Raw genomic sequence first — 12,853 nt, 5'->3', positions numbered from 1 at the left:
AGTGTCGGCATTCAGTATCGGAGATCGCTTGCACGGCCACTAGCCACAAAGAGCTATAATCAGTTAAAACCATTAGTTTAAAATCCATAAGGAAAAAGCATGCTGGGACATCTGGAGTGCTTCGTCAGCAGCGCGGAAAACGGCAGTTTCTCCGCCGCCGGCCGCAAGCTGGGCCTCAGCCCGGCGGCGGTAAGCAAGAATGTCACCCGGCTGGAGGCGGTGGTCGGCGTGCGGCTGTTTCAACGCAATACCCGCAAGTTGATCCTCACCGAAGCAGGCGAGCGTTTTCTCGGCGAGGTGAGCGGCGGGTTGCAATCGATCCAGTGTGCATTGAAGGGGTTGAGCAGCGGCGGCGGCGCGGCGGCCGGCGGCTTGAAGGTCAGCATGGGCACCGCCTTCGGCCTGCACTTCGTGTTGCCGATGCTGCCGATGTTTTTGACGCAGTACCCGGCGATTGTACCGGACTGGCATTTCGACAATCGCCAGGTGGATCTGATCGGTGAGAACTTTGACGCTGCGCTGGGCGGCGGCATCGAGTTGGCGCAGGGGATGATTGCTCGCGAGCTGGCGCCCGCGCATGGCGTATTGGTCGCTTCGGCAGAATACTTGCGGCAGCGGCCGCCGTTGACGGAGCCGGAGCAACTGGCGCAACACGCCGGGATTTTCATCCGTTCGCCGCAGACCGGGCGCATTCGCCACCAGCCGCTGCGAAATGCCCAGAATGAGCAGCGTGCGCCGGGGATGACGGTCAGCATGACGGTCAATGAACCGGAAGCGGCGGCGCGGGCGGCGGAAATGGGATTGGGCATCGCGCTGATCGGCATGCCGAATGCGGCGCCTTATCTGGAAAGCGGCCGTCTGGTGCGGGTTCTGCCGGGCTGGTATGTCGATCGCGGCAGCGTGTATCTCTATTTCCCCACCACCAAATTCTTACCGACCAAAACCCGGGTGTTTGTCGATTTCATCACCGAACAGTTCCGCCTGCAGAAGTTGGCGGCGCGCTTTGACGCCCGCTAAAACGAGAAAAGCCCCTTGCGGGGCTTCTTTCTTCCGTCGGTTGGCTGTCCGACGATCAGTTGAAGATTTCTGCGGTGCCGTACAGTTTGTTCTGACCACCGGCGGCGACGATGCGGTAGGCGCTGGCGCCCGACGCGGCGGCTTTGCTGGCCAGTTCGCTTTCCAGCGCGCTCAGGTTAGCGGCGCCGCTCACGGTGACGACGCCGATCTTCTGGGCGTCTGCAGCAGGTTGGCTGGAAGGCAGGTCAGCGGCGAAGGTAGCGAAAGAAGCGGTAGCCAGCAGTGCAGCGGTAGCAAAAATTTTGATGTTTTTCATGATGCGTTCCTCAGAGTGTTTGTTAGGTGAGAGCCCGTTGTCTCTCGATGTGTTAAATACTAGTGCACCGGATGTGAATAAAAAATCGGAGAGTTTTGAGTATCTCTGTCAAATAAATTGATTATTTTTCATCCGCTGGCGCGGGGCAACAATCGCCACTACCCTTTACAGACGATCCTTAACCGGAGAAGCGTCATGACGATGAATGCGTTTATCGGCAGTTGGGCGTTGGTGTCGTCGGCGTTCAAAAACCAGAACGGCGAGCTCAATTACCCGCTGGGCGAGCAGGTGTTGGGGCGCATCCACTATGAGGCCAACGGCACGATGGCGGCGCAGCTATACAGCGCCGTGCGGCCGCGTTTTGTCGCCGACGATTTGACGCAGGGATCCGAGCGGGAGATCCATGCCGCCTTCATCAATATGATTTGCTACTTCGGCCGTTATCAGGTGGAAGAAAGTGAGCAACGGGTGGTGCATCAGGTTGAAGGCTGCTCGTTCCCCAATTGGATAGGCAGCCGTCAGGTACGTTTTTACGCCTTTAACGCCGATCGGCTGACGTTGCGCACGGTGCCGCTGCAGCTCGGCAACGGCGTGCAGGTTGGCGAACTGGTGTGGCAGCGGACAGGAGCGTCGTCATGATCATCGTTCATCATCTCAATCACTCGCGGTCGCAGCGCATTCTGTGGTTTCTGGAAGAGCTGGGCGTGCCCTATCAGGTGCAACGCTACGAGCGCGATCCCAACACCATGCTGGCGCCGCCGGCGCTGAAAAAGATCCACCCGTTGGGCAAATCGCCGGTGATCGTCGATGGCGATCTGACACTGGCGGAATCCGGCGCCATTATCGAATACTTGCAGGAAGCCTACGACGCACAGGGCATGTTTATGCCAACCGACTTCCACGCGCGTCAGCAATACCGCTACTGGCTGCACTACGCCGAAGGATCGCTGATGCCGCTGTTGGTGATGAAGCTGGTGTTCAGCCGTCTCGGCCAGCCGCCGATCCCCTGGCTGCTGCGGCCGGTGGCCGGCGCGATCGGCAAAGGCGTGCAGCGGGAATACCTCGACAAGCAGATCGCGCCGCACTGCGAATTCCTCGAACAGCACCTGAATAAGGGCAGTTGGTTCGTTGGCAACGACTTCAGCGCGGCGGATATTCAGATGAGCTTCCCGCTGGAGGCGATGGCGGCGCGCGGCGCGTTGGATGATTGCCCGAAACTGCGCGGCTTCCTGCAGCGCATTCACGCCCGGCCCGCCTACCAGCGGGCATTGGAGCAGGGCGGCCCTTACGACCTGCTGAGTTAAGCGGATGGGCTATACTCGATGGGGTCATTCTTCATCGGAGGTAGCCCATGGCTACGCAAATCTTCGTTAACCTGCCCGTACGCGATCTGCCCGCCTCAATGGCGTTTTTCACCCAGCTCGGCTTCAGCTTCAACCCGCAATTTACCGACGATACCGCCGCCTGCATGGTGGTCAGCGACACGATTTACGTGATGCTGCTGACCCACGACAAATTCAGGATGTTTACCCCGAACCCGATCGGCGACGCCAAGCAGGCCACCGAAGTGTTGGTGTGCCTGTCGCAATCCAGCCGGGCGGCGGTGGACGAACTGGTGCGCAAGGCGATCGCCGGCGGCGGCAATACCTATCATCCGCCGCGGGACTATGGCGTGATGTACGGCCACGGATTTCAGGACCTGGACGGCCATATCTGGGAATTGATGTATATGGATCCCGCGGCGGTGCAGGCGCAATAAGCTCGCCGTGAAGCAGGTCGGCAGGGGCGCCGGATCGCCCCGTCTTTTCGCGCAGAAGCCATTCCCGCCGTTTTCTGCATAAATTGCCGCGATCTTTAGTTGATTAGACGCTAGGGAAGGCAGGATAATCGTTTGCCTTGAATAAACCACCATAAATCACCCGTACCGCGCGCTGCGAGTTAAACGTTTGCCTGGGTGCGCATCGCCGTTGGCGGTGTGGCATAAGGGCAGGGATGCGGAACGTGACGTAAACGATTACGTGGCGATCGGGCGCGGGCGAGATTACAGGCCTGCTGTGACGGGCCGATTCATGAAACACAGGGGAAGTAACCTATGTCGAACTCTCAAGCGAACCACGCCGCAAAACCAACCGGCGGGCTTGATGGCTATTTTAAAATTTCCGCGCGCGGCAGCAGCGTGCGTCAGGAGGTGGTGGCGGGGCTGACCACCTTCCTGGCGATGGTGTACTCGGTGATCGTGGTGCCGAGCATGCTGGGCAAAGCGGGTTTCCCGCCGGCGGCGGTGTTTGTCTCCACCTGCCTGGTGGCCGGTCTGGGGTCGCTGTTGATGGGGCTGTGGGCTAACCTGCCGATGGCCATCGGCTGTGCGATCTCGTTGACCGCCTTTACCGCCTTCAGCCTGGTGCTGGGCCAGCACATCAGCATTCCGGTGGCGCTGGGCGCGGTGTTCCTGATGGGCGTGCTGTTTACCATTATCTCGGTCACCGGCATCCGCGCCTGGATCCTGCGCAACCTGCCGATGGGCGTGGCGCACGGCACCGGCATCGGCATCGGGCTGTTTCTGCTGCTGATCGCCGCCAACGGCGTCGGCCTGGTGGTGAAGAACCCGCTGGATGGCTTGCCGGTGGCGCTCGGCGCGTTCACCTCTTTCCCGGTCGTCATGACGCTGGTCGGCCTGGCGGTGATCTTCGGCCTGGAGAAACTGCGCGTGCCCGGCGGCATTCTGCTGGTGATCATCGCCATTTCCATCATCGGCCTGATCTTCGACCCGGCGGTGAAATACCAGGGGCTGTTCGCCATGCCGAGCCTGGCGGACGCTGACGGCAAATCGTTGATCTTCAGCCTGGATATCATGGGCGCATTGCAGCCGGTGGTGTTGCCGAGCGTGCTGGCGCTGGTGATGACCGCGGTGTTCGACGCCACCGGCACCATCCGCGCGGTGGCCGGGCAGGCCAACCTGCTGGATAAAGACGGGCAGATCATCAACGGCGGCAAGGCGCTGACCTCGGATTCCCTGAGCAGCATCTTCTCCGGCCTGGTGGGCGCCGCGCCCGCTGCGGTTTACATCGAGTCCGCCGCCGGCACCGCCGCGGGCGGCAAGACCGGCCTGACCGCCACCGTGGTCGGCATTCTGTTCCTGCTGATCCTGTTCCTGTCGCCGCTGGCCTATCTGGTGCCGGTTTACGCCACCGCGCCGGCGCTGATGTACGTCGGCCTGCTGATGCTGAGCAATGTCACCAAGCTGGACTTCAACGACTTCGTCGACGCGATGGCCGGCCTGCTGTGCGCCGTGTTCATCGTGCTGACCTGCAACATCGTCACCGGCATCATGCTGGGCTTCAGCTCGCTGGTCATCGGCCGCATCTTCTCCGGCGAATGGCGCAAGCTGAACATTGGCACCGTGCTGATCGCCGTGGCGCTGGTGGCGTTCTACGCCGGCGGCTGGGCGATTTAAGCCGCTTGGGTTTCCCTCGCCCGCCGGGCGGGGGAGCCTGTTACGGCAATTCCCTTCTTAAGATAAGTCTTCTTCTGCTCTGCATCGCGTTTTGAAAGGCACAACAAGCTTTAACGGCTGTAAAAAAAGTGATCTACTATCGTGACCAACGCAGGCCCTGAGCCGATGTCGTCTGAATCGTAGAGTCTAAGGAAAGCATGGAAATCTTTTTTACAATCCTCATTTTGATCCTGGTGGTCTCCCTGTCCGGGGTGGTGACGCGCATGTTGCCGTTCCAGGTGCCGCTGCCGCTGATGCAAATCGCCATCGGGGCCCTGCTGGCCTGGCCGCATTTCGGGCTGCACGTCGATTTTGATCCCGAACTGTTCCTGGTGCTGTTCATCCCGCCGCTGCTGTTTGCCGACGGCTGGAAAACGCCGACGCGCGAATTCCTGCATCACGGGCGTGAAATTCTCGGCCTGGCGCTGGTGCTGGTGCTGATCACCGTGGTCGGCGTCGGTTATCTGATCTACGCCATGGTGCCGGGCATTCCGCTGGTGGCGGCCTTCGCTCTGGCGGCGGTGCTGTCGCCGACGGATGCCGTGGCGCTGTCCGGCATCGTCGGCAAAGGGCGGATCCCCAAGCCGATCATGGGCGTGCTCGAGGGCGAGGCGCTGATGAACGACGCCTCCGGCCTGGTGTCGCTCAAGTTCGCCATCGCGGTGGCGATGGGCACCATGGTGTTCACCGTGGGCGGCGCGACCCTTGAATTCCTCAAAGTGGCGATCGGCGGCCTGCTGGCCGGCGTGGCGGTCACCTGGACCTACAGTAAATCGCTGCGGGTGATGAGCCGCTGGAGCGGCGACGATCCGGCGACCCAGATCGTGTTCCTGCTGCTGCTGCCGTTCGCGTCCTACCTGATCGCCGAACATATCGGCGTTTCCGGCATCCTGGCGGCGGTGGCGGCGGGGATGACCATCAGCCAGTCCGGCGTGATCCGCAACGCGCCGCTGGCGATGCGCCTGCGCGCCAACAGCGTCTGGGCGATGCTGGAATTCGTGTTCAACGGCATGGTGTTCATCATGTTGGGCCTGCAGCTGCCGGGCATTCTTGAAACCTCCATCCTGCAGGCGGAGCTGGATCCGACCATCCAGACCTGGTACCTGTTCGCCGACGTGGCCACCATCTACGCCGCGCTGTTGGTGCTGCGTTTCACCTGGCTGTGGGTGATGAAGAAGGCCAGCAACCGCTTTATGAAAAAGCGTCCGCTGCAGTTCGGCGATTACAGCACGCGTGAGCTGTGGGTGGCGTCGTTCGCCGGGGTGCGCGGGGCGATTACCCTGGCCGGTGTGCTGTCTATACCGCTGTTGCTGAGCGACGGCACCGCCTTCCCGGCGCGCTATCAGCTGGTGTTTATCGCCGCCGGGGTGATCCTGCTGTCGTTGATCGTCGGCGTGCTGGCGTTGCCGCTGCTGCTGCGCGGCGTGCAGGTCACCGACAAGAGCGCCAGCAAGCAGGAAGAGCGCATGGCGATCGCCATGGCGGCCGAAGTGGCGATTGAGAGCGTGAATAAAATGGAAGAGCGCCTGGTTGCCGATACCGAAGAAAACCTCGATCCGCAGGTGTTGAAAGAGGTCAGCTCGCGGGTGACGGGCATGCTGCGGCGGCGCATCGCGTCGAAAGACGATATCGAGAATGCGCTGGCGATGGAAAACCTCGAGCGACGTTTCCGCCTGACGGCGCTGCGCGCCGAGCGCGGCGAGCTGTATCACCTGCGCGCCACGCAGAAAATCAGCAACGAGACGCTGCAAAAACTGCTGCACGATCTCGACCTGCTCGAAGCGCTGCTGATCGAACGCGAAGGGTAAATCTCAGAAGAGGAATAAACGTTTTCCTCTTTATTTCTGTCCTGAAGGGCCGCCTGTGCGGCCCTTTTTTTGGTTACTTGAGCGGCGGCCAGTAGTCGCGGCAGCAGGCGATCCAGGCCTGCGCGCTGTGCGACAGGTAGCTGCCCTGGCGCCAGATCAGGCCGATTTTCCACTCCATGCGCGGCTCCAGCGGCAGCCAGACCAGGTTTTCCTTGTCCAGCCAGCGACAAACCGGCTCCGGCAGCATGGCGATGCCCACGCCGGCCTGCACCATCGAGGCGAGAAAGTCCCATTGGCCGCTGCGCACCGCGATTTGCGGTTCAAAGCCGGCCAGGCGAAACGCCTTCATCAGCATCTTGTACAGCGCAAAGTCTTCGTTATAAATCAGGATCGGGCTGTCGGCCAATTCGGCGATATTGATGCTGGTGCGGTTGAGCCACTGCGGCGTGCGCGGCGCCACCACGCACATCGGATGGCCCAGCAGCGGCAGAAAGGTCAGCGGCTGCGCCGAATCGAAGGGCAGCACCGTCATCGCCAGATCCAGTTCGCCGGACATCACCGCCTGTTCGACCGACAGCCCGCCCAGCTCGGAAATCTTTAATTCGATGCCGGGGTAGGTCTGGCGAAAGCGGCGGATCAGATCGGCGATCTGCCTGCCGACCATCGGCGGAATGCCCAGCCGCAGCACGCCCTTTTTCACCGAGCTGATGTCTTCCAGCTCCGCCTCCAACTGGCGGAACTCGTCGAGGATCGTCAGGCCGCGCTGGTACACCGCCTGGCCGCTGTCGGTCAGGCGCAGCTTGCGGCCTTCGCGGATCAGCAGCGTGCATTCCAGCTCTTCCTCCAGATGCCGCAGCATTTTGCTGATGGTGGGCTGGGTGACGAACAGTTTTTCCGCCGCGCGGGTGAAGCTTTGCTGGCGCACCACTTCAACGAAGTAGCGCAGGGTGCGGACATCCACGTTAGGGTTCTCCTTGGGGACGCTACCGGCGAGAAACTATTCCCGGACGGCATGATGTCGATAATTTTAATTCATTTCAGGCGTGGTTTCCCGGCTGCGTATACTGTAGGCCGTCAATTATTGTTTGAGGTCATCTTTCATGTCTCTGGCGTTACGCCGCGTTGCCCCCTCCCTGCTGACCCGTTTGCAGGTGCCGATTCAGGTGGCGTTGTATGCGGCGCTGTTCCTGATCGCCGATCGCCTGGTGCAACAATTCCACCTGCCGCTCCCCGCCAATATCGTCGGCATGCTGATGCTACTGGCGCTGATCCTGCTGCGCATTCTGCCGCTGAGCTGGGTCAAGGCCGGCTCCCGCTGGCTGCTGGCGGAAATGCTGCTGTTTTTCGTGCCGGCGGTGGTGGCGGTGGTCAACTATGCCCAGCTGCTGATGGTCGAGGGCTGGAAGATCTTTCTGGTGATCGCAGTCAGCACCATGCTGACGCTGGGCGCCACCGGGCTGGTGGTGGACAGGGTGTATCGGCTGGAGATTTGGCTGCAGCGGCGGAAGCAGCGCCATGAATGATTTTATCCTTAGCCTGGTCTGTTTTCTGGCGACGCTGGCGCTCTATTTCGCCAACAAGAAACTCTATCGCCGCCGCCGCACGTTGCTGCTGATGCCGCTGGTGCTGACGCCGATGATTCTGGTGTTGCTGCTGGTGGTCACCCACATCTCCTATCAGGACTACATCGGTGAAACCCACTGGCTGCTGTGGCTGCTGGGGCCGGCGACCATCGCCTTCGCGGTGCCGGTGTACGAGAACCTGCATATCATCCGTCGCCACTGGCTGTCGCTGAGCGCCGGGGTAACGACCGCAGTGCTGGTGGCGGTGTACAGCTCGGTGTGGCTGGCGCGCCTGCTGACGCTGCCGGAAGAGGTGCAGCGCAGCCTGGCGGTGCGGTCGATCACCACGCCGTTCGCGCTGGAGGCCGCCAAGCAGATGGGGGGCCAACCGGACCTGGTGGCGTTGTTCGTGGTGATCACCGGGGTGTTCGGCATGGCGGTGGGCGACATTCTGTTTTTGCGGCTGGCTGTACGCAGCCGCCTGGCGAAAGGGGCCGGATTTGGCGCATCGTCGCACGGCGCCGGCACCGCCCGCGCCTATGAACTGGGGCCGCAGGAGGGCGTAGTGTCGAGCCTGGTGATGATGTTGGCCGGCATTATCACGGTGGTGGCCGCGCCACTGATCGGCCGGCTGATGTGGTAAGGAGGCGGTCTGCGGCGAACTGCGCCGCAGACCGTAGAGCGTCAAGGAAGGTTGCCGAGCATCGCCGGCGTGCGCGATGACTGCCGCAAGGCGTGTCCTATCTCCTCGTGGCTGAAGATAATGGAGTGATGATTGCAGGGCAACGGATGCACCTGCAGATGTTGACCGATTGCCGACAGGCCATTGTCGGCAATCGCCAGCAGTTCACGCTCATCGCCCAGGCCGGTGATATTCAGATTTGCATCTTCGGTCGCCTTGAACAGCGTGATGCGTGCATGTTGCAACGGTGCGCTGAGCGTTTGTTTTGCCAATGCCAGCTCCGTCGGCTCTGCCTTTAAGGCCCGGTCGGCGGCCTCGCCGTCAATACCCAACATGGCCAGCATCGCCGCCAGCATGCCCGGCTCGCTGCGGATCTGGAATGGGGTTCGGTAGAAGGTATCAAGCAGGAACAGTTGGATATCGCGATAGCCCTGGCTTTCCAGTTGAGCGGCCATCTCCAGCGCGATCAGGCCCCCTAGCGACCAACCCAACAGACGGACGGGGCGCGCCGGCGACAGCCGCATATGGCCGAGATAATACGCCGCCAGCTCGCGTAGCGAAGTGATGTGCGGCTGTTGGAACAGGTTGTAATTGTTGATGCCTAACACATTGAAATCTTTCTCTAAATAGTTCGCCAGATCGCGATAAACATCGCAACCGGTGACGGCAGGATGGATCATCCAAACGCTGTCGGGGGTGATGGCGTGGTTCAGGCGCTCTACCTGTTTAAAGGTAAAACTGGCCTGATTCAGACGGGTCAACAGCTGCTGCAGGGGTTCGGAGGTGGCTGGAGCCGTTGCGGGCACGCCGTCGGTGAGAATACGGGCCTGGCCGCGCAGCGTCGAGTGAGCAAACAGCGTTTTAATGCCTAACGAATGCCCGTGTCGCTTCAGTTTAACCAGCAGTTGAATGGCGTGCAGCGAATGGCCGCCCAGCGCGAAGAAATCATCGTCGCGGCCAATACGCGTTGTGCCCAGCAGTTCGCTCCACAGTTCGGCCAACTGCTGTTCCTGCTCGCCTTGCGGGGCTTCATAAGCAGCGGTTTCCTGCATGTTGGCTGGTGCCGGTAACGCTTTGCGATCCAGCTTGCCGTTGGGCGACAGCGGAAAAGCATCCAGCCGGATAAAACAGGACGGCACCATAAAGTCCGGCAGGTGTTGCTGCAATTGCCGACGCCATTCGGCGGCGTCGGCCGTTTGCTCTGGGGCGATGACATAGGCGACCAGGCGCTTGCCGCCGCTTTCGTCTTCCCGTGCCAGAATGGCGGCGTCTTCAACCCCTGAACACTGTCTGAGCTGTTGCTCGATCTCGCCTAATTCAATGCGCAGGCCGTGGATTTTGACCTGGAAATCGTTTCTGCCCAGATACTCAATGTTGCCATCCGGCAGCCAGCGGGCCAGATCGCCGGTTTTATACAGGCGAGCCTGCGGCTCGGCGCTGAAAGGATCGGCGATAAATCGCTCGGCGCTCAGCGCCGCGCGGTTCAGATAACCACGGGCAACCTGAATACCACCGATATGCAATTCGCCGGCGATGCCGGGCGGTAACGGTTGCAGTTGGTCATCCAGAATATGGAGCTGGGTATTGGCGATCGGTTTACCGATCGGTACCAGTGGGCGAGGATCATCGGGCAGGCATTGCCAGCTGGAAACGTCTACGGCGGCTTCCGTCGGGCCGTAGAGATTGTGCAGTTCCGCCTGCGGCAACTGCTGCAGGCAGCGTTGTACCGTCGCGAGCGGCAACGCCTCGCCGCTGCACATAATGCGTTTCAGAGAGGCACACTGCGCCATATCGCCGTGGCGCAGAAACAGTTGCAGCATCGAGGGGACGAAATGCAGTGTGGTCACGCCGTGCTGCGCGATGCAGGCGCTGAGATAATCCGGTTCCTGGTGACCACCCGGTTTGGCGATGGCCAGCCGGGCGCCGACCATCATCGGCCAGAAAAACTCCCAGACAGAGACGTCGAAGCTGAACGGGGTTTTCTGCAGCACGACATCATCCGGCGTCAGTGTATAAGCCTTTTGCATCCACAGGAGTCGGTTGATCACCCCGCGGTGTTCGTTCATCACCCCTTTGGGTTTCCCCGTCGAGCCGGAGGTGTAAATCACATAAGCCAGGCTGCGCTGTGGATCGGCGGCCAGCGGCGGCGGGTTGCCATCCGGCGCTTGCCGCCACAGATGGCTCTCACGTTGAAGATGCAATCGCGGCACGGCGATATCGCGCAGCGGGTGCAGCGCGTGTTCGCCGCCATCGTCGATCAGAACGAATCTGGCGCTGCAATCTTGCAGCATGTGGCGCAGGCGGTCTTGTGGATAGTCGGGATCAAGCGGTACATAGGCGGCGCCCGCCTTCAGGATGGCGTACAGGGCAATCACCATATCCGGGCTGCGGTTGACGCATACCGCGATGCGATCGTCAGGCTGTAATCCCTGCAGCCTGAGAAAGGCAGCCAATCGATTCGCCCGCAGATTCAGCTGTTGATAACTGATCTCGTGGTCCTCGTAGCACAGCGCCGGCGCTTCTGGCGTCAGCGCGGCCTGCCGTTCCAGGAATTGATGTACGCCTTGCGGCATGTCTGCCCAGGTTTGTCGGGTTTCATTCCATTGATGGAAGATTTGCTGTCTTTCCTGCGGCAACAGCAGCGGTAACTGCCCCAGCGGCAGCGCCGGATCGCCGTCCAGTAGCGTGTTCAGCAGGTGCAGCATGCGGGCGGCGATGCGCTCACCGTCTTCCTGACTGAACCAGGCCTGATTGAGGTTGAACTCCAACAGCGGGTCGTCGCCCGGATGGTAATGGCGCAGGTAGACGCCGAGGGGCAGCTGTTCCTGACCGTGGTGCAGGTTTTCCACCTTGAACTGGCTGCCTTCCAGTTCGATGTCGGTCGGAAAAACCTCCAGAGAAAAGCTGATGTCGAACAGCTGGCGCCGCTCCTGCTGATGCAGGTTCAACTGGCGGTTGAGTTCGGCAATGGGAAAACGCTGGTGACGATAACACTGGCGCAGCTCGCTGCCGATTTGCCGCAGTAAGTGGCCGAAGGATTGCTGTGAATCGACCGTGATGCGCAGTGGGATCATCGAGGAAAACATGCCCAATGTTTGCTTATGTTCGGCGGTACTGCGGTTATGTACCGGCACGCCCAGCGTGAATTGATCGGTTTGCCAAATCCGGGCGAACCAGGTGGCCAGCAAAGCGCTAAAAAAATGCATTGCAGAACCGCCCTGCGCGGCGGCGTATTGTTCCAACTGTAGGAAACGCTCGCGTGGCAACCGCTTGATTATCTGATGGCTGGGGTAGGTTTGTTGCCCACAGTGATTTTGGCGGCGTTCCAGCATGGAGGGGGGCGCGTCGATGAAACGCTTCAACCAGAAATCACGATCGCGCTCGTAGCGTGGAGACTGCTGATAGGTGCGATCGCTGATGACGAAGTCTTGGTAACGCGAGTGGGGGGCTTCGTTTTTTATCCCTGCTTTTAATTGTTTATAGCGCTCCATGATCATTTTGCTCAGCAGGGAAATTGAGGTGCCGTCCGCGATCAGGTGATGGGAAGCAAGCAGCCATAGCGTGCTGGATCCGCTGACTTTGGCCAGGTGGCAGCGCCAAAGCAGGCTGTCATACAGTGAATAAGGCTGCAGGAATTGAGAACGAAGGTGTGTTTCTGCCAGGCTGATGGCATCTTGTCTGTGCGAAAAATCGTGGTAATGCAGGTCGATATAGGCCCGGTCGCAGGTTTCCTGGGTAATGCCTTGCGGCGTTTCTTTCAGCGTGGTTTGCAACGCATCATGTTGTTGCTGTATTTGCCGTATGGCTTCTTGAAACAGCGGTAGCGAAATCTCGCGCTCTACGCGCCATAAACACCCAACGTTATATAAGGGGATATCGGGGTTTAAAGATTGGTCTAGCCACACGGCTTGTTGCACGGTCGTCAGGGAATAAGCGGACACGGAACCACCTCCACAAATAAGGAATGAATCGAAT

The 12,853-nt window shown here is 60.5% G+C and carries 11 protein-coding genes; 8 read left to right on the top strand and 3 right to left on the bottom strand.

What is annotated here, in order from left to right:
* Nucleotides 1–99 precede the first annotated feature (99 nt).
* Complete coding sequence (locus GT753_RS17370) at nucleotides 100–1,017, top strand: LysR family transcriptional regulator (RefSeq protein ID WP_075684486.1); 918 nt, start codon at nucleotides 100–102, stop codon at nucleotides 1,015–1,017.
* Between the two features lie 55 nt (nucleotides 1,018–1,072).
* Here the strand turns inward: GT753_RS17370 and GT753_RS17365 are convergent, their stop codons facing one another.
* Entirely contained in the window at nucleotides 1,073–1,333 is a 261-nt protein-coding gene (locus GT753_RS17365) for a YdgH/BhsA/McbA-like domain containing protein (protein ID WP_015379209.1), read from the bottom strand.
* Nucleotides 1,334–1,528: 195 nt separating this feature from the next.
* Between GT753_RS17365 and GT753_RS17360 the strand changes: the two genes are divergently transcribed.
* The 5 genes from GT753_RS17360 (at nucleotide 1,529) to GT753_RS17340 (ending at nucleotide 6,634) form a co-directional block, all read left to right on the top strand.
* Complete coding sequence (locus GT753_RS17360) at nucleotides 1,529–1,972, top strand: lipocalin-like domain-containing protein (protein WP_015379208.1); 444 nt, start codon at nucleotides 1,529–1,531, stop codon at nucleotides 1,970–1,972.
* A complete protein-coding gene (locus tag GT753_RS17355; protein WP_004936814.1) occupies nucleotides 1,969–2,637 on the top strand; it encodes a glutathione S-transferase family protein in 669 nt (222 codons plus the stop codon). Before GT753_RS17360 ends, GT753_RS17355 begins: the two co-directional genes overlap by 4 nt.
* Before the next feature lie 47 nt (nucleotides 2,638–2,684).
* Nucleotides 2,685–3,092, top strand: a complete 408-nt coding sequence (locus GT753_RS17350) for a VOC family protein (RefSeq protein ID WP_160125795.1) — start codon at nucleotides 2,685–2,687, stop codon at nucleotides 3,090–3,092.
* Between the two features lie 333 nt (nucleotides 3,093–3,425).
* Nucleotides 3,426–4,787 carry an NCS2 family permease gene (locus tag GT753_RS17345; RefSeq protein WP_004936819.1) on the top strand — a complete coding sequence of 454 codons (1,362 nt, stop codon included), beginning with the start codon at nucleotides 3,426–3,428 and terminating at the stop codon, nucleotides 4,785–4,787.
* Between the two features lie 197 nt (nucleotides 4,788–4,984).
* Nucleotides 4,985–6,634 (top strand): Na+/H+ antiporter, encoded by a 1,650-nt coding sequence (locus tag GT753_RS17340; protein WP_004936822.1) that lies wholly within the window; start codon nucleotides 4,985–4,987, stop codon nucleotides 6,632–6,634.
* A 73-nt stretch (nucleotides 6,635–6,707) separates the two neighbouring features.
* On the opposite strand, the gene GT753_RS17335 is transcribed toward GT753_RS17340, so the two are convergent.
* The gene (locus tag GT753_RS17335; protein WP_004936826.1) at nucleotides 6,708–7,595 is read right to left on the bottom strand and encodes a LysR family transcriptional regulator; all 888 of its coding nucleotides are present in this window, start codon (nucleotides 7,593–7,595) and stop codon (nucleotides 6,708–6,710) included.
* A gap of 139 nt (nucleotides 7,596–7,734) precedes the next feature.
* Between GT753_RS17335 and GT753_RS17330 the strand changes: the two genes are divergently transcribed.
* Entirely contained in the window at nucleotides 7,735–8,157 is a 423-nt protein-coding gene (locus tag GT753_RS17330; protein WP_004936830.1) for a CidA/LrgA family protein, read from the top strand.
* On the top strand, nucleotides 8,150–8,839 hold the full coding sequence (locus tag GT753_RS17325) for an LrgB family protein (RefSeq protein WP_160125794.1): 690 nt from the start codon (nucleotides 8,150–8,152) through the stop codon (nucleotides 8,837–8,839). The genes GT753_RS17330 and GT753_RS17325 overlap by 8 nt, the downstream gene beginning before the upstream one ends.
* 41 nt (nucleotides 8,840–8,880) lie before the next feature.
* Here GT753_RS17325 and GT753_RS17320 read toward each other — a convergent pair whose 3' ends face one another.
* Complete coding sequence (locus GT753_RS17320) at nucleotides 8,881–12,819, bottom strand: non-ribosomal peptide synthetase (protein WP_160125793.1); 3,939 nt, start codon at nucleotides 12,817–12,819, stop codon at nucleotides 8,881–8,883.
* Nucleotides 12,820–12,853: the final 34 nt, after the last annotated feature.

Source organism: Serratia sp. Z4 (assembly GCF_009900725.1).
Lineage (GTDB): Bacteria > Pseudomonadota > Gammaproteobacteria > Enterobacterales > Enterobacteriaceae > Serratia > Serratia nematodiphila.
Note: the sequence above shows the minus strand (reverse complement) of the source record. Positions and strands in the feature narration are given on the sequence as shown.

Excerpts from the sequence above, each read along its gene's own strand:
- GT753_RS17330 (WP_004936830.1), top strand. The coding sequence starts at position 7,735 with ATGTCTCTGGCGTTACGCCGCGTTGCCCCCTCCCTGCTGACCCGTTTG.
- GT753_RS17350 (WP_160125795.1), top strand. The coding sequence starts at position 2,685 with ATGGCTACGCAAATCTTCGTTAACCTGCCCGTACGCGATCTGCCCGCC.
- GT753_RS17325 (WP_160125794.1), top strand. The coding sequence starts at position 8,150 with ATGAATGATTTTATCCTTAGCCTGGTCTGTTTTCTGGCGACGCTGGCG.
- GT753_RS17345 (WP_004936819.1), top strand. The coding sequence starts at position 3,426 with ATGTCGAACTCTCAAGCGAACCACGCCGCAAAACCAACCGGCGGGCTT.
- GT753_RS17365 (WP_015379209.1), bottom strand. The coding sequence starts at position 1,333 with ATGAAAAACATCAAAATTTTTGCTACCGCTGCACTGCTGGCTACCGCT.
- GT753_RS17355 (WP_004936814.1), top strand. The coding sequence starts at position 1,969 with ATGATCATCGTTCATCATCTCAATCACTCGCGGTCGCAGCGCATTCTG.
- GT753_RS17340 (WP_004936822.1), top strand. The coding sequence starts at position 4,985 with ATGGAAATCTTTTTTACAATCCTCATTTTGATCCTGGTGGTCTCCCTG.
- GT753_RS17370 (WP_075684486.1), top strand. The coding sequence starts at position 100 with ATGCTGGGACATCTGGAGTGCTTCGTCAGCAGCGCGGAAAACGGCAGT.
- GT753_RS17360 (WP_015379208.1), top strand. The coding sequence starts at position 1,529 with ATGACGATGAATGCGTTTATCGGCAGTTGGGCGTTGGTGTCGTCGGCG.